The following is a 15,509-nucleotide window of genomic DNA, read 5'->3' as shown; positions in this document are numbered from 1 at the left end:
CAGTTTCTTATGACTAAAACGGCCTTACTATTTTGCCTCGTTTCTCTTTTATATGTCCCAGTGGTAAGGAGTAAATCATGGCATCAGCTTTGCGCTGCAATTTGTATATCGCGCTTAGGTAATCTGTCATCACAAGGGTTTAGTCGTATTAAAAAGAATCTCTCTTAAAATATACTGATATGAATAGGTTTCTCTTAAAGATCATTCAAGGACTTCGGGCAGGAAAGTTTGTCAATCGTTTTCAGGTTTGCAAGCTTGTGCTCATTGTCTTCATTCTGGTCACGGCATCATCCTGTAAAAAGAAACGGGTAAAAGACGATGGACCGTCTGGCCCGGAACCAGGTTCTACTGAATCGTATTTTCTGAAAATCAGCACCACAACAAGCAATACCTTGAGTATCGACAATAAAGGTAATTTATGGGTTGCAGGCAAGAATAACAGCAATGTTCTCGGGCTTGGCAGTAATATCAGCCAACAGCCTAAATTTGTGCGTGTGATGGGGGAGGTTAAAGACATTTCTATAAAGGATTCCCGTGCTCTTGTAATAAAGAACGACAATAGTGTATGGACCACTGGCAGTAACGCATTCCTGGAATTGGGTACAGGTGACGTTCCATCTGATGGTAGATTTGTAAAAATATTTGATGGTGCTGAGCAGATTGAAGCGGGCGAAAGGAATGGGTTTATCATCAAACCGGATCACAGTCTCTGGGGAGCAGGATTTAATGATGATAAAATCTTTGGATCTGTTGGAACCGGAGTTGTAGTTGAAAAATACACGAAAATTGCAGAGAATATTAAGGCGATATCAGCAGGATTGGGACATTTCCTGCTCCTAAAAACCGATAATAGCTTATGGGCTTGCGGAAGAAATTTAGAAGGGGAGCTGGGCATCGGGAGCTTTTCTTCCAATCAGATCGGGTTTGTAAAGGTGATGGATGGGGTGAGCGCAATCAAAGCCCTTGACTATCATTCGTTGATCATCAAAACGGACAATAGCCTCTGGGCGACGGGAAGAAACGGAAATGGTGAACTCGGGATTGGTAATCTAACCAATCAGAACCGATTTGTAAAAGTAATGAACGATGTATCAGCCCTTGCTGGCGGACGCTTTTTCTCATTGATCATTAAGACCGACAAAAGTTTGTGGGCATCCGGCTTCAATAACAGTACCTATGGCATTCAGAGTCCGGATCAGAACAAATTCCTTCGCATCACTGACAATGTGGCCCAGGTATCTGCAGCTGATTATCATTCTTTCATCATCAAAACAGATCAGACCATGTTTGGGACGGGCCAGAATTCCTTTGGTCATTTGGGATCAGGAAATAATAAAGACATTGATGTGTTTACAAAAATTAAGCTGAATTAATCCTCATGTATATTCATTCCGATTCCGGCATCAATTGATAATTTCTCCTTTATTCCCGTCTATTTTTTCGCGCCATTTCTGCACTTCGGCAGCTGCTGCTTTCTCCCAATCTATCACTTCGCCAACGATCTTTAATGGTGATTCTGAACGATAGGACCGTGTAGGGTTGCCTGGAAACTTTTTGTTGGTCACATTCGGATCATTTTCAAAAGCTCCTGTTGGTTCAACAATATAAACGCGTTCAGGTGCATCGCTCTTTGCTAAGGAGGCAGCAAGGCCGGCTCCACTAACAATGGCTGTGAAGTAAATGTGATTCATTTTGAGCCCGGTCTGGTAATTAGAATTCCCCCCGGCTATCAGCGAATCGCCAACCTGCAAATCGGCCTTTGTCCCATGATAAAAAGGACCTTTGTCTGATGGGGTATCGTTAAAAGAAGCAGATAATTCGTTATACTCTTTTGTCTTGTCAGGCTTGTTTAAGTCCTCATAGCATTTTGCTATTTTCGAGTATAGAGCAGGGAAGGCGCTTTTAACAGTGTCGTTATTTATTTTTAATGCAAACTGTAAAGCCGTTTCGAGCCATTGTAATTGCTCAGCGGTGTTTTTTTGACATCGGGCTACAAAATGAGCTGAAAGAAATTTTTCCAGGTCTTCTGTTGCTTCGTTCCAGGCCTGAAGAAAAAGTCGGCTTGCTTCTTCGGGTTTGCCATTTTCCTCCATCGCCATGCCCTGAAGGCAGAGTTTAACTACACTGTTGAATGGGCTGAATTCCATTTTTAATGATTTAGCTGTTAAGTAGGTAATTCGATTCTGTTGTTGATACTAAGATCGCTAAATGTATCAGATGATGCAAATCTCCATTTCGCATTTAATATCGTACAAAGCTCATGCATCACAGCTTCAGGTCTTTGCCGCTTTGTGTAATATGATATTCTACTTTTAAAGATATTTGGGGGAGTTAAAAGCAACTTCGTCGCCCTATCTTATTTTACCCATCACCTGAGCAATGATGCTGAGATGTTCCTTTGTCTTTACGATTTGCAGGTTTTCTACTTTTTCTGCTCCACCCAGGCCAGGTATCGGAACATAGCCATAACACTGTTCAGCAGAAAGATCACCGAGAGCCGCCTTGGCTGGAAAGTAGTTTTCCAGACCCAGCAAGTCCGACATATACTCCCAGTCGGTTATGATGTGGTTAAAAAATACACTGGTCTTTCTCCCCACAACTTTTGAATTGCCATGCCGTACATTAATATAGATAATGCTGCCGCCTTCCCAGAGGTATAGCCCGGCAAAGGCGTCTCTTGCAAAACAGGTGGATGGAAGCTCTACAGGAGTATAAACTTCGTCCAAAATACTTTGATAATCGAAGGGATCAACAGTCCAAAAGTAGCCATTCATATAGCTGCCCATCCCAGCAGATAATAAGCCGAGTATATCTTCAGGCAACTCATCCTTTATTTTATCGAGGCTATTTTGATTTGCCTCTACATGATGTTTTAATGGGCCACATTCGGCCAGGAAAGACTCAATCATGATATTCGAAAGCTTTTGGGTATGATACCACTGAATAATTATTTGCTTAAGGAATGGTAAGCAAATCAACGGCCAGAAAATATGTCAATTTTTCTGATCTGCGCATCGCTGTTTTTTTGATGTCTGGAATAGTAATACCGGATTTAGCATTTTAATTTTGGGGAGATTGGGATTTGTTTTGTATAAAAAAATAACATAAAATAATACTGCATAAATTTTTCATAGATTTATTTTATTTTTCAACGATAAATATGCCCGATACACCAGGATAAAAATTGAATAATAAATGCCAACCAAAGTATGACATACTTTTAGATGATAGAAATGAAATGGAAGGCTGTATCGCTATAGATTTAATATGAGAATTAGAAAAGCAATTTTAGCACTTGGTCTGATGATGTTTACCGGAAGCCTCATTAGCGATGCCCAGACAGAAACGGGTTTAAGCACTCATGCAATCGAAGTATTAAAATCCCAGCTAAAGGATGGTAAAACCAACGGCGAAGAAGAATACGATTCCCATCAATATACCTCAACTGATCTTGAAGCAACACTTCCCATCATTAAGAAGATCTTGCTGGCCAATGGGGTAAAATTGTTGAGTAAAGCCGATTTCGCCTCCAGGGTAAAATCGATTTTCGACCGGACGATAGACATTTCATCCCAGGTTCATTTGTTTGTGAATTATAATGATGCCTGCGACAGGAGACAACTGTATATGAAAAATGGAGTTGCACTCGATGGAACATTTATTACTAAAGAAGGATTTTTTACAGATCTGTACGCGATCCCGGAACTGATAGATTATCAAACAGCATTTCCTGAGTATAATAAAATAGAAGCGGCTAAAATCATAAAAAAAGAGCCAGACCTTGGTAAGGAAATTGAAATTCCTCATTGGAAAGATTATAAAAATCTGCCATCAGAGCGGATACAGAATCTTAAAGTACTTGTTGCCAGAAATAAGTACCTGTTGAACAACAGTCGTACAGACTTCAACTGGCTGTTTCAAAACGATTTTGAGTTCCTGAAACACCTATTTCTCGATTTCGGTTACGCCGGGGAAAAACGGATTATGAAATCAGTGATCGGCCCTCCTAAAAATATCAACAGTGCTGATGATTTGAAAACCTTCAGCAAGAGCCTTTGGCACACCCGTTGCAATGGCAAAGTCGTGATTCATCCGAAGAGTCTGGAAGTGATAAAGGAATTTGCAAGTCCGGATCGAAGCGGACATATTATCGGTATAGCAAAATGCATTAATGCTTTTTTTAACGTTGTCAATCCCCCTTTTAAAGAGATGAGTTTTAAGAACAAGGCTTATGTTATTGCCCATTTATTGCAATTTGGAGAGCAGTATAAGTACAATAAAGCATACCACTATGGCCAGATGTTTAGCGGAAATTTTATCCATTACCTGGATGATAAGGGGACCTATAGAAAGGAGTTTGAAAATAACAGCTATTACGGGCTGCCGAATTTAAAAGAATGGTTGAAAAAGGCTGAAAAAGAAAAAAACGTTTTTAAAGGTATTGAACTAGCGGATAATCCCAGCCCGGAGGATTACTTAAATATGAGCAGATCTGGTTATACTCCTAATCGAATTAAATGATAGCTGTATGAAGAAATATGTCTTTCACATAGGAATAAGTCTGATCATGTTGATGTTCCTTACATCCTGCAAGGCGCAGGTAAAAAATCAAACAGATCCCGAACCTGATCAGCAGGCAAAACCCATTGTGAGTCAACTGGAAAAACAACTCAGGGCGGGAGGCCCATCCGACTATGATACTTACAATTATTCCCAGCAGGATTTTGAGGTGACTTTACCCATCCTAAAGCGTGTATTGGCTGGGAATGGCTATAAAGAATTGAACAAAGCCGATTTTGCAAAGAAGATAAAACTGATATTTGACCGGACAATAGACCCCGGCTCAGCAACCAAATATCTGTATAAGAATTTCTACAACAAGTGTCAAACTACACCGCTCTACCATCCATTTAGTGCGGATATACAAGGGGTCTTCATGGTAAAAGAAGGATCTTTTATTACCGGATTTTATGCGCTTCCGCAAATTATAAACTATAAAAAAGACTTTCCGGATCTAATAACGGCAGAGCAAGAGGAAATTACAGTTTATGATGCCATCGAAAAAGTAAATGTAAAGATCAAACATTGGAAAGATCTTGCAGGTTTGGATGTAGAAAGGGAATTAAATCTCAAAACACTTATTTTCCGTAACAAATATCTTTTCAATGATGATAAAAGCCAGTTGTCCTGGCTATGGGAAAACGATAAAAGCTTCTTAAAAACATTGGTGAAGGAATTCGGTTATGTCAGTGATCCCGAATTATTGAAACTCGTTTTCGACGATACCGTTCCATATGTTTTCGACGACAAAACCACCGATGCTGAAGGCTTTGGTAAATTACTGTGGAGCAAAGATTGCAAGGGTAAAATTACGGTTCATCAAAATACTTTGGACCTGATTAGATTTATCACTACTCCGGAACACCCTGAATACCTTGCCCATCTGAGCGATTATATCAACTACCTGGCGCTTGAAGACCGGGACAGTATCCCCTTAAAACAAAAGGCAAAACTACTGGCAACCCTCGTTGCATTTGGTCAAAACATCTGCATTCAGCCAGAATACGCGAATACCATTGCAAAAAAGGGGAGTCCCCGAAATAATGTTCCCTACAAGGAATTAATGGTAAAGGTCTTTGCCAGTATTGGCGATGGCGACAGAAGGTATTCCAGAGAATTTAAGTTGAATAACTATTACAACATACCTCATTTAAAAGAATGGTGGGACGATGCAAAAACAGCGCTTGAAAAAGACCCTAATAATTAATAACGTTCATGAATTAAAAATATAATCCAAATGCTAGAAAGATCTAACGAACTCATTACCCAAATTGCACAATCGGCGTTTAACGCAATCCCTGTTGATTCCTGGAATTATTTCACTGTTGAAGTCAGGATCCTGAATAAATTTATTCAGCTTGATGCCAGTTATGTTGATTCAGATCACAAGCTTCAGTCTTTTGATCCGGAACAGGAGGGGGGACCTGATCTATCCCTGCTTTTTAAAGAATTAAGAGAAATCACTTATTCGATGTCTCCGAATCAGGGTGCATGGTATCATGCGGCCCTTCAAGTGGATTCAGAAGGGGAATTTAACATTCAATATGAGTATGAGACAAAACCGGATTTCACCTATGAACCCGACAACAGTAAGTATATTGATGACCTGAAAAAATTCCCAAGAGAAGAGTCACTTGTACCTCAATGGTTAAAGGATATCGTAAATAAAGGCTGATAGGCTTGGCGAGGTTTTACTCCGACTTTCAAAAAGTAGCCAAAGCGGGAGATAAATTTTTACCAGAGATTTTAAGTTTGAATGTGCTTTAATTGTTTGATAGTAGTTGGCAAGGCTTTAATTTTTTATATTTAGCTATCAATAAACTTATTTGAATGAAACAACCACTTCATCCTGCGAAGCCGTGTTGATAAAGAAAAGATGAACATGAAAAGGTCAATCAAAATAATTATAGCTGCCGCTGCATTGGTCATCATTCTGGCATTTATTTTTAATCCTTTTTATTGGCTAATGCAACCCGGACAAATAATAGCGCAGCCAGAATTATCATCAACGGAGCAACAGTATTTTAAAGAATTAGAGAAAACGTACAATTGTAAATCAGAAAGATTCTATTATAATTATACAAAGGAAGGGAAAGATACGCTATACAAAGACTACAATAAAGTTCCTTTCGAATATTATTTGTCTATTGATTTTCCTGTAGACCTCGTCATTCAAAAAGATTCTCTGTTTAATATTGCTCAGCATGTTAAAGATGTTATCCTGAATAAAAACAAAAATTTAAAGAGTGTCACAATTTATAGAAATTACGATACTCATGAATATTTGTATGATGTAACCAAAGATACTTTAACCGAAAAGAAGGACTAGTAAGCTCTTCAGGGAATCTTTTTCTACTGAATTTTCTACCCATTCTTTACCATTTTTCATCTTTTTTTAACAAATAATAGGTCAATTTTAAGGTATAACTGACGGTATCCTTTTGTCAGCTTGTAGCCCATGTATTCATTTACGGGGCATTTTAACTTAAAACCAAACCTAAACCAAACAAAAGATGAAAAACAAAAAAACAAGCATTTTCGCGGTACTAATTGCGACCACTGTATTCCTGAGCTCCTGCGAAAAGGCAAAAGTGCTCCCTGCCGAACATGCAGTAAAAAGCATGAAAGTTTCAACCACTTCAACCACTACATCAACTTTTACCACCAATCCCAAAAATCTTAACATCGTGATGTTTGTTCCCACAGACAACCCGGCATTAAGCGATTACAGAACCCGTCTAACCACGCTGATGGTTCATTTCCAGAGCTGGCTGCATACCGAAATGCTGCGCTATGGCTATGATAAGTTCATGGGGCTTCCGCTGGATACCGGAGGCTTAGTGAAATTTATCGAAATTCCCGCCCAGGGCCCGCAGGTTGATTATCCTTACACGGCGAGCGTATCGGCCAGTAAAATTATCAATGAAATTAATGCTTACAAAGCCACCCATGCCAGCGAATTTTCGAATTCATCGCACATGCTCATCCTGATGCCTCAGCGCACCGATGGCAGCAGCGCAGGGCAGCCTTTTTATGGCTGGGGAAAATATTGTTTCGCACTGGATAACAGTAATATGGCTGTTGACAAAATTCCGAGTACGTCGAATTACATTGGAGGGATGTTGCACGAACTTGGTCATGGGTTAAATCTACCACATGACCATGCAAAATACACTTCCGAACAACCTGTTTATGGAACCTCATTAATGGGAAGCGGAAACGTAACTTTTAGTAAAGGCCAGCCCACATTCCTTACACCGGTTGATGCCGCGATATTGAATAGAAATGAGGTCTTTCAGAGCCCTTTGCCAACCGAAACGCCATATGCGGGCGCAACAACAACCATTAACGCCAACCTGACCTACGACAGCTCCCTGCAAACCCTTAACCTGATAGGAAATTATACCAGCGACAAAACCGTAAGCGACATCCTGGTGTACATGGATCCAAAAATAAGCAGCGATGATGCTGATTACAACGCGGTAACCTGGCGGTTTAATCCCGGCTCAGGCAATACCCTCACAGGGGCAATGGCGCTCAATGAGCTTAACTTTAAAAACAACGAGCCTTATGATGTAAGAGTGAAACTGTTGCTCAATAATGGCAGCACCATTTCCAAAGCCTATTCTTTCTCATTTTTGAATGGGGTACCGCAAATAGGGGCTAATGGATCAGCAAAGTTTTTCCAGCATGGCAGTTATGGTGGGTATGGCGTCTCGCTTCCGGTAGGTAATTATACTACTGCAAACCTGGTTAGTCTGGGCATTAGCAATAATGACGTATCCTCATTGACTCTGGGCTTTGGCGTAAAAGTAATCATGTACGACGGTGATAATTTTACCGGAAGCAGCATAGAGATTACCTCCTCCAGTAGCTTTGTTTCTACTTTTAACGATAAAGCATCGTCAATCAAAGTAATCGCACTCTAATCATTACGAACCCTGGTGCCGGTTAGGTACCAGGGTTTTCAATGTTCGCGATTACTACCAGGCATTCAGCTGTATAATAAGTACGCTTATACTGGCTACCCATCGTGCATTTGGCTTGGAGAACCTATCGAGTAGCGTGTTTGCATAGTTTGCTCCCAATTTTTTCTCCACTTCATTTCTGATTTCGTAACTTATACAGGATCACAAAAGCAACGATTGATATGCAAACTTCATCAAAAGCAGAGCAACTCCTCAGACAAATCAATAGTAAGACTAAACTTGGCGACCTGCGTAAAATGGCAAAGGAAATTAAGATGGATCATGCCCTGGCTAATGAGCTTTGGAGCAGTGGCGATTTCCTGTCCAGGCAGCTTGCCATCTTAATTATGGATCATAAAGTTCTTACGCAAGAGGTGGTCGATAAACTGGATATGGATATTCAGGGCCATCCGGTTAACGAGCGAAATCAATTAATAGACTGGCTCATGGCCAATCAACTTACCAAAGACAAGAAAACTATTGCATTGATTGAATCCTGGGAAAACAGTCCTTCAGCTCTTCAAAGGCGGATTTTCTGGTATTATCAGGGAAGGTTAAGATGGATGGGGCAAGTTTCCCCTGAGAATACTGCATACCTGCTTTTGGCAATTGAAGCTAAGATTACCGGGGAAGCGTCAGAAGTGCAGTGGGCCATGAATTTTACTGCTGGTTGGATAGGCGTTTACGATAAAAAGTTCCGGGCACGTTGCGTTGCGATCGGCAAGAAAACCGGCCTGTACAAAGATCAAATGGTGTCAAAAGGATGTACTCCAAATTATTTGCCGGAGTTCATCGCTATCGAAAGTAATAAACGAAGCCTGTAACCGTGCAAAGCAGTTCTATTTCAAATTGTTCATGAAAGTAAGGGTATCGAAATATAAAGTTAAACTGTTGAGTTTGCCATCTTTCTGGGTCCAAAGTTCAGACACATTTCCGTTTATTTTTATTCCATTGGGAAATACAAAATCATAATTACCAATAACTGCTGCTTTGTCCTGCTCTACAATCATCTGCAATACACGCATGGCCTCAAAACGTTGTGAGAATCGCTTTATGATTTCAATGTAGGCCTGTTTGCCAACAACGGGAGTAGTATTGGTCATGTCGCCACCTCTATACTGAAAGTCGTCAGAAATAACACTTTCCCAGTTTGCTTTTTCTGCAAACCCTTTGTAGTAAGTTTCCAATAATTGTTTTGTTTCTTCTGAATTTTCCATTGCTTTTATTTTTTAAGTCATAAATTTGTTCTTGCAAAATGCAACAAGTATAAAGATACAAAGTTATTGCAAAATGCAAGAGCTATTTTTTTGTTATGGAAAAGAAAACCAGATCTGATTGTCCGATAAGTTGCTCGCTGGATGTATTTGGCGATAAATGGTCATTGCTCATTATCAGGGATGTCATGTTGAGAGGAAAGCTGTCATACAGCGAATTTTTAACTTCGGAGGAAAAAATTGCGAGTAATATTTTGGTAAACAGATTGAATGTCCTTGAGGAGGAAAATATTTTGATCAAAGAAGTTTCAGCAACTAATAAATCGAAGTTTGTCTACAGTCTGACGCAAAAAGGAGCGGACCTGCTACCGATAGTAATTGAAATTATGGATTGGGGCGCAAAGTATAATGAACAATGTCCAAGAAGGGATTTGGGAAAGCAAATTAAAAAAGACAAGGCTGGCGTGATTAAAGAGCTGAGTCAGGCTTTAAAAAAGAAGGTTAAATAGCAGGTGTGAGGTAAAAAACAGGAATCCAACTCAAACAAAAGTCTTTCAGTTAATTCCGAAAGACTTTTGTTTTTGCATGAGCAGAACTTTAAAATGCAGATCTAAAAATCAGGGATTCAAATCTCTTGGGTCTTTTTTTATAACTGGCGGCCCTTCGGCTAACCATTTTGGTTTTACGACGCTATAATCGGGCTGTATCTCCCATGGACTTTTATTCGATTTTTCACTGTCCCAATGATACGGTAAAATGTCGCCTGCCCTTGTATCACCAACATACATATAAACTGATGATCCAAGTACGCCATCTGTTGCTACATTTAGCAAGACACCAACCCATTTGCCATCATTGGTAGTTAAAATATCAGAGATTACAGCTGCTGTAAAATTACTGTCTTGTATCCTTGGGGCTAAATTTAAACAAAACGCATTTCGGGAGGTACCAATCGTATTATTTCTCAACCATGGTAGTATTTCTCCGATAGAAAAAGGAGCATCAAATCCTTTGTAGTTGTTTGCAACCAGGGGCTTAAAAATCGGAATATATGAGTTGGTCAGCTTTTGAATTCGTTGTTCGTCCGTCATTGAAGTTACCTGGTTTAGATAGGTTCGATAAAGGTCATACATTTTAAACTGAGTGTCAAAATACAAAATCTGCGCTTTGTCGTATTTTGACAAACCGAAATCGGGTTTAGTTGGATCTGTTTCTATGTCAAAGTCGGCTTTTTTATAGATCATATATGGAGACTGGCCGCCCGCGTTACTACCTATCAATTGTAAGGTTTTTTGAAAAAAATCCATTTCTGCCTGATTGGGATTAAAAATGGATCTCGCATATGCATAAGCCGCGTTTTCCACTGCAGCATTAAATGCCGCCTCCCGGGGAACTACCGGTGTTTTATCGGATATAAGCTGACCCAAGCTCTTATTTAAGTCCCCAGCGTACATTTTAACCGCAGTACCATTTATATCATCTGTAAAACCATTACGCCTTACATATTCATGTAGTTCCTCTAGTGTATTAACGTTATTCCCATTCAGCACTAAAGCCTGGACAGATCTTCTGGCTGAGACTTTATCCGGTTTTTTTTCTTCCTTTTTACAGCCATTTAAAAGAAATGTAATAGCTAAAAAGGCATAGACGATTTTTTGTTTGTTTCGGTTTAACATCGGTTTAAGAATTTGAGTTAAAAAATATTTAGACTTGATGAAGTTCTTTGGCTTAAGCAAATAGTATCTTTTGGCATTTCGAATGTCTATAAACAAAAATACAAGAAATTGAATGTTAAAGAGTTAATAAAGAGTTAATCAGAGTTAATCAAAGTTAATGAGGCGTCGGCAAATATCGTTAACGAACCTCTGCAACTTATTTGCGAACGATTATTTTCCATATAGATATCACCTATAATAGGTGGCTGTTGACTAATACAAAGCGTTACAGAAACCTATGAGTGTCTGACACCTGGTGTACGGCAGCGTACAGCCGATGTTCAATAATGAACGGTTTCCTCCTCGATTTCGGGATAAAGTGGGGTACAGCAGCAATTTAAAGCATTTGCTGGTCTTGGCACTAACTTGGTGAATTGGAGTTCAATCTTATCTTTACCAATAAACACCTGCAGCCATGTTCAGACTCAATTTAAAAATCGCTTTGCGAAATATCCTGAGAAATAAGACTTCTTCTGTGATTAATATTATTGGTCTGGCAATAGGTCTGGCATCCTGCCTTTTACTGCTATTGTACGTGAACTACGAATGGAATTTCGACAAGGGATTCAAAGATGCTGACAAGGTTTATCAGGTGATGACCAATTATCAGGATGCATCAGGAAAGATCACCGGGACGGGTGGTAGTCCGGGAAATGGCATCGCCGGAGAAATCAGGAAACGTGTACCAGAAGTTGATGCGGTAACACGTATCGCCGGAGGCGGGGAGACACTCATTGCCAATGGCAGAACAGGCTTCAAAAGGGTTGAAATATTTGCAGATCCTGAAATACTGAAGATCTACAATTACGAATTTATAGCCGGTAATCCAGCTACAGCCCTTGATGTGCCCAATTCTGTTGTTGTAACGGAACAGACGGCAAAGCTGTTATTTGGCGGGGTCAATGTGCTTAACAAAAGCATAAAATACAAAAATGAAAGGGACCTGACCATCACGGGTGTGATCAAAGACTTTCCTGGCAATACTTCCATTAAGTTTGATTATGTCATGCCCTGGTCTTTCTTTGAAATGATAAATGAAAGGGCCAAAAATTGGAATTGGGGCAGCTTCAGCTGGCTGGCGATGGTAAAGGTAAACGACCCGTCAAAAGTCGATTTAATCAACAGCAAGATCAAGGGCATATTTAATGAGAGAAGTCCCGATGGCAAAACGGAGAATTTCTTATTTCCACTCGCTAAAAAGCACCTTTATAATAAATTCGTTAACGGAAAAAATGATGGTGGTGACATTGAAAGAATTTATCTGTTTATTGGTCTGGCCTTTGGCATCTTATTGATCGCCTGCATAAATTTTATGAATATGGCGACCGCCAAATCCGAGCGAAGGGCAAAGGAAGTAGGCATCAAGAAGACCATTGGCGCCACAAGGGCTTCCCTCGTTATACAGTTCCTTACTGAAGCTATGGTATTGACATTGGGAAGTGTATTAGTGGCAGTAACTATTGTAGAGCTTACTTTGCCCATGTTCAACAATTTGCTGAGTATAGAAATTGCAATAGACTATGGCAATATCTGGTATTGGCTGGTAATTTTTGGAGTGGTAATGGGAACAGGATTACTGTCGGGATTATACCCTGCGCTGTTCCTCTCTGCTTTTAACCCCATTCAAACTTTAAAAAGAAAGACCGCAAGGGCAAAGTCAGTCCCTGTGAATTTGAGGCAGGTATTGGTCGTGTGCCAGTTTTGCTTTGCCATTATGCTGATCATCGCTACACTGGTGATCTACAAACAGATTAGCTTCATCAAAAACAGGCCGATTGGCTACCACGCAAATCTGCTGGTAGAATTGCCGCAGGAGGGTGAGCTTTCCGGCAAATTTGAGGTCTTTAAATCGGAGGTCTTGAAATCAGGGGCTGTCACTGCAGTCAACCAGGCCTCTGGCAGTTTTTCCAGCGTGAGTAACTGGTTTTGGGGCTTCGAATGGGCCAATATGGCCCCGGGAGGACAAGATATTGTTTTTAACCGTTTGGAAACCACTTACGATTTTGTGAAGACCAGCGGTGTGGAGCTCGTTGCAGGACGCGATTTTTCTAAAGACTTTGCCTCTGATACGGCAGGGGTTCTTCTGAGCAGCACGGCGGTGAAAGTGATGAATCTTCAAAGTCCGTTGGGCACCAGGGTAGAACTTAACGGCAAGGATTTGAAGGTAATTGGGGTGTTCAAAGATTTCATCTGGGATTCGCCTTATCAGACTGAAAAACCAATGGTCATCAATTTTAACAGACAAAAGGGCTTTACCATCAACATGAGGCTAAATCCTGCCAACAGTTTGAGCCGGAATGTGGAACTGATCTCAGCTGTTGCAAAAAGGTTGAATCCGGCTTATCCGGTCGACATCAAGTTTGTGGACAATCTGTATGCCCAAAAACTGCAGTCTGAAAAGATCCTGGGCATACTGGCCAATCTGTTTGGCGGTATCGCGATATTTATTTCCTGCATGGGGCTTTATGGCCTGGTAGCTTACAGTGCGGAACAGCGCACGAAAGAATTTGGTGTGCGTCGTATACTGGGCGCTTCAGTGAGTAGTATCATGAATTTGCTGTCGGTTTCGTTCCTGAAAATGGTATTTGTCGCTGCTTGTATTGGCGTACCTTTGGCTTATTACCTGATGAACAGATGGCTCACTAATTTTGAATTCCGGACCAGCATATCATTCCAGGTGATATTGACCTCAATAGTCGGCACTGCTGCCATTGCATTTTTGACGGTCGGTTTTCAGGCGTACAAGGCTGCCAGGGCCAATCCTGCGGAAGCGCTGAAGTATGAACAATAGGAGAGACCTACTTTAAAACTCGTACATGTTATTTTCACGCAGATTATCAATTGCTATAATCGCGTCTGCTTTTAATGTATGCCGCATACGAGACTCTTCTTCTAGTTTTATGATGGAATTAAATCCATATTGGCGAAAAAATGATTGAGTATGAGCTTGATAATCAGCTAAAAAGTCAGTTATTGAGGCCACATCAGCATCAAAGCCTTCACTTTCAAAATCAAACTGACATGAACTGCGATAAGAAATAAAGACATCTTCACCCGCAATAAACGAAAACTCAATGGTATGCTTGCCTGGACCGGTGGGGGTAATGATTTCCTTTTCGTGAGTGGAACCCACACAATAAAGGATGTGAAACAAGATGAACATGGTATTTAATGGTTGAACTTTTTTGCCAATGAATTCAAAGCCAGACTCATAGTTCCAATCTGTATTGCTTTTCACAAGATGTTCCTCGTTGTATATATATTCAATTACTTTTATTGGTTGTACATTAAATATTTTCATTAAAGCGTTATATGTAAACTATCAATACCAATTCTTATATTATTTTTGGTCTGGTGCGGCCTGGGCTATTTCTCTCAGAGAAAGCCAACCTGTTGGACTATTCTTGTCGCGCATGTAAACTACCAATGATCGCCCTCTGCTTATTACTGGACTACCTCCTGATTTCGGTGTTGTTTTGATTGAAAAAATAACCGTTTGTATTGCCGTCCCTTTATTAAAAACGGTACTTTCTACCGTATTTTCGATAAACTCTACCTTTGAGTTTTCAAACCACTCTTTTGCTCCCTTTTCTACTGCCGCACGACCAATGAGGACATTGTCTCCTCCGAAATATTTAACGATATCAGGATGGTGTAATCTGGCAACCAGCTTTGAGTTGCCCGTAGCAAAAGCATTTCGTAGTGCTAAAGTTGCTTTTTCCAGCGAACTCCGTTCTTCTGCAGATCCATTTAATGTTTGCGCGTTTGCAGTAAGTGCGAAAAGCATCATACAAACCAATTGTAAGATCATCTTCATCTGTTCATGATTTATGGGGAATATATCAAATTTAATCCTTTTGGCATTAAATAACGAAAGACTGGTATGGGCTAGGTTAGGAACGTATTCGAATTAAAATTGTTTAACGCTATCCGGTAGTTCCCTTGTAGACGTTTGTTCAGGAATATGTAGTCGCTATGTAATCTCTGTTTTCTTGGCCTGGCCTCTTGGTGTTCTTAATTTTGTGTATCTATACTTAATTAAGAGCATTAGT

Annotated in this window: 14 protein-coding genes and 1 pseudogene; 9 read left to right on the top strand and 6 right to left on the bottom strand. The window is 40.2% G+C overall.

What is annotated here, in order from left to right; all coding sequences use genetic code 11:
* Positions 1-179: 179 nt before the first annotated feature.
* Positions 180-1,373, top strand: a complete 1,194-nt coding sequence (locus BUC20_RS04390) for an RCC1 domain-containing protein (protein ID WP_073227894.1) — start codon at positions 180-182, stop codon at positions 1,371-1,373.
* A 30-nt stretch (positions 1,374-1,403) separates the two neighbouring features.
* Here BUC20_RS04390 and arr read toward each other — a convergent pair.
* Together arr and BUC20_RS04380 are read right to left on the bottom strand one after the other, a co-directional pair.
* Positions 1,404-1,784 (bottom strand): annotated as a pseudogene (arr, locus tag BUC20_RS34375) (NAD(+)--rifampin ADP-ribosyltransferase); the annotation flags it as partial.
* Between the two features lie 567 nt (positions 1,785-2,351).
* Positions 2,352-2,909 carry a T6SS immunity protein Tdi1 domain-containing protein gene (locus BUC20_RS04380; RefSeq protein WP_073227888.1) on the bottom strand — a complete coding sequence of 186 codons (558 nt, stop codon included), beginning with the start codon at positions 2,907-2,909 and terminating at the stop codon, positions 2,352-2,354.
* A 358-nt stretch (positions 2,910-3,267) separates the two neighbouring features.
* Here BUC20_RS04380 and BUC20_RS04375 point away from each other — a divergent pair, with 358 nt between their 5' ends.
* From BUC20_RS04375 to BUC20_RS04350, 6 genes are all read left to right on the top strand, one after another.
* Complete coding sequence (locus tag BUC20_RS04375) at positions 3,268-4,521, top strand: hypothetical protein (RefSeq protein ID WP_073227885.1); 1,254 nt, start codon at positions 3,268-3,270, stop codon at positions 4,519-4,521.
* Between the two features lie 7 nt (positions 4,522-4,528).
* On the top strand, positions 4,529-5,767 hold the full coding sequence (locus BUC20_RS04370; protein WP_073227882.1) for a hypothetical protein: 1,239 nt from the start codon (positions 4,529-4,531) through the stop codon (positions 5,765-5,767).
* A gap of 30 nt (positions 5,768-5,797) precedes the next feature.
* Positions 5,798-6,235 carry an immunity protein YezG family protein gene (locus BUC20_RS04365; protein ID WP_073227880.1) on the top strand — a complete coding sequence of 146 codons (438 nt, stop codon included), beginning with the start codon at positions 5,798-5,800 and terminating at the stop codon, positions 6,233-6,235.
* Positions 6,236-6,442: 207 nt separating this feature from the next.
* Positions 6,443-6,889: a hypothetical protein gene (locus BUC20_RS04360; RefSeq protein ID WP_143166693.1), complete on the top strand. Its 447-nt coding sequence runs from the start codon at positions 6,443-6,445 to the stop codon at positions 6,887-6,889.
* Between the two features lie 184 nt (positions 6,890-7,073).
* On the top strand, positions 7,074-8,489 hold the full coding sequence (locus tag BUC20_RS04355) for a hypothetical protein (protein WP_073227874.1): 1,416 nt from the start codon (positions 7,074-7,076) through the stop codon (positions 8,487-8,489).
* A 221-nt stretch (positions 8,490-8,710) separates the two neighbouring features.
* On the top strand, positions 8,711-9,352 hold the full coding sequence (locus BUC20_RS04350) for a DNA alkylation repair protein (RefSeq protein WP_073227871.1): 642 nt from the start codon (positions 8,711-8,713) through the stop codon (positions 9,350-9,352).
* Between the two features lie 15 nt (positions 9,353-9,367).
* On the opposite strand, the gene BUC20_RS04345 is transcribed toward BUC20_RS04350, so the two are convergent.
* On the bottom strand, positions 9,368-9,745 hold the full coding sequence (locus BUC20_RS04345; RefSeq protein ID WP_073227867.1) for a nuclear transport factor 2 family protein: 378 nt from the start codon (positions 9,743-9,745) through the stop codon (positions 9,368-9,370).
* Positions 9,746-9,840: 95 nt separating this feature from the next.
* Here BUC20_RS04345 and BUC20_RS04340 point away from each other — a divergent pair, with 95 nt between their 5' ends.
* On the top strand, positions 9,841-10,251 hold the full coding sequence (locus BUC20_RS04340) for a winged helix-turn-helix transcriptional regulator (protein WP_073227864.1): 411 nt from the start codon (positions 9,841-9,843) through the stop codon (positions 10,249-10,251).
* 108 nt (positions 10,252-10,359) lie between these two features.
* On the opposite strand, the gene BUC20_RS04335 is transcribed toward BUC20_RS04340, so the two are convergent.
* Positions 10,360-11,418 carry a 3'-5' exonuclease family protein gene (locus BUC20_RS04335; RefSeq protein ID WP_143166692.1) on the bottom strand — a complete coding sequence of 353 codons (1,059 nt, stop codon included), beginning with the start codon at positions 11,416-11,418 and terminating at the stop codon, positions 10,360-10,362.
* A gap of 454 nt (positions 11,419-11,872) precedes the next feature.
* On the opposite strand from BUC20_RS04335, the gene BUC20_RS04330 reads away from it, so the two are divergent.
* Positions 11,873-14,248 carry an ABC transporter permease gene (locus tag BUC20_RS04330; RefSeq protein ID WP_073227860.1) on the top strand — a complete coding sequence of 792 codons (2,376 nt, stop codon included), beginning with the start codon at positions 11,873-11,875 and terminating at the stop codon, positions 14,246-14,248.
* Positions 14,249-14,260: 12 nt separating this feature from the next.
* Here BUC20_RS04330 and BUC20_RS04325 read toward each other — a convergent pair whose 3' ends face one another.
* Together BUC20_RS04325 and BUC20_RS04320 are read right to left on the bottom strand one after the other, a co-directional pair.
* On the bottom strand, positions 14,261-14,758 hold the full coding sequence (locus BUC20_RS04325; protein WP_073227857.1) for a hypothetical protein: 498 nt from the start codon (positions 14,756-14,758) through the stop codon (positions 14,261-14,263).
* A 39-nt stretch (positions 14,759-14,797) separates the two neighbouring features.
* The gene (locus BUC20_RS04320) at positions 14,798-15,274 is read right to left on the bottom strand and encodes a YybH family protein (protein WP_073227854.1); all 477 of its coding nucleotides are present in this window, start codon (positions 15,272-15,274) and stop codon (positions 14,798-14,800) included.
* Positions 15,275-15,509: the final 235 nt, after the last annotated feature.

The organism is Pedobacter caeni, from assembly GCF_900129215.1.
GTDB lineage: Bacteria > Bacteroidota > Bacteroidia > Sphingobacteriales > Sphingobacteriaceae > Pedobacter > Pedobacter caeni.
This window is presented reverse-complemented; position numbering and strand designations above follow the sequence as displayed.

Excerpts from the sequence above, each read along its gene's own strand:
- BUC20_RS04375 (WP_073227885.1), top strand. The coding sequence starts at position 3,268 with ATGAGAATTAGAAAAGCAATTTTAGCACTTGGTCTGATGATGTTTACC.
- BUC20_RS04370 (WP_073227882.1), top strand. The coding sequence starts at position 4,529 with ATGAAGAAATATGTCTTTCACATAGGAATAAGTCTGATCATGTTGATG.
- BUC20_RS04350 (WP_073227871.1), top strand. The coding sequence starts at position 8,711 with ATGCAAACTTCATCAAAAGCAGAGCAACTCCTCAGACAAATCAATAGT.
- BUC20_RS04390 (WP_073227894.1), top strand. The coding sequence starts at position 180 with ATGAATAGGTTTCTCTTAAAGATCATTCAAGGACTTCGGGCAGGAAAG.
- BUC20_RS04330 (WP_073227860.1), top strand. The coding sequence starts at position 11,873 with ATGTTCAGACTCAATTTAAAAATCGCTTTGCGAAATATCCTGAGAAAT.
- BUC20_RS04380 (WP_073227888.1), bottom strand. The coding sequence starts at position 2,909 with ATGATTGAGTCTTTCCTGGCCGAATGTGGCCCATTAAAACATCATGTA.
- BUC20_RS04360 (WP_143166693.1), top strand. The coding sequence starts at position 6,443 with ATGAAAAGGTCAATCAAAATAATTATAGCTGCCGCTGCATTGGTCATC.
- BUC20_RS04365 (WP_073227880.1), top strand. The coding sequence starts at position 5,798 with ATGCTAGAAAGATCTAACGAACTCATTACCCAAATTGCACAATCGGCG.
- BUC20_RS04355 (WP_073227874.1), top strand. The coding sequence starts at position 7,074 with ATGAAAAACAAAAAAACAAGCATTTTCGCGGTACTAATTGCGACCACT.
- BUC20_RS04320 (WP_073227854.1), bottom strand. The coding sequence starts at position 15,274 with ATGAAGATGATCTTACAATTGGTTTGTATGATGCTTTTCGCACTTACT.
- BUC20_RS04325 (WP_073227857.1), bottom strand. The coding sequence starts at position 14,758 with ATGAAAATATTTAATGTACAACCAATAAAAGTAATTGAATATATATAC.
- BUC20_RS04335 (WP_143166692.1), bottom strand. The coding sequence starts at position 11,418 with ATGTTAAACCGAAACAAACAAAAAATCGTCTATGCCTTTTTAGCTATT.
- BUC20_RS04340 (WP_073227864.1), top strand. The coding sequence starts at position 9,841 with ATGGAAAAGAAAACCAGATCTGATTGTCCGATAAGTTGCTCGCTGGAT.
- BUC20_RS04345 (WP_073227867.1), bottom strand. The coding sequence starts at position 9,745 with ATGGAAAATTCAGAAGAAACAAAACAATTATTGGAAACTTACTACAAA.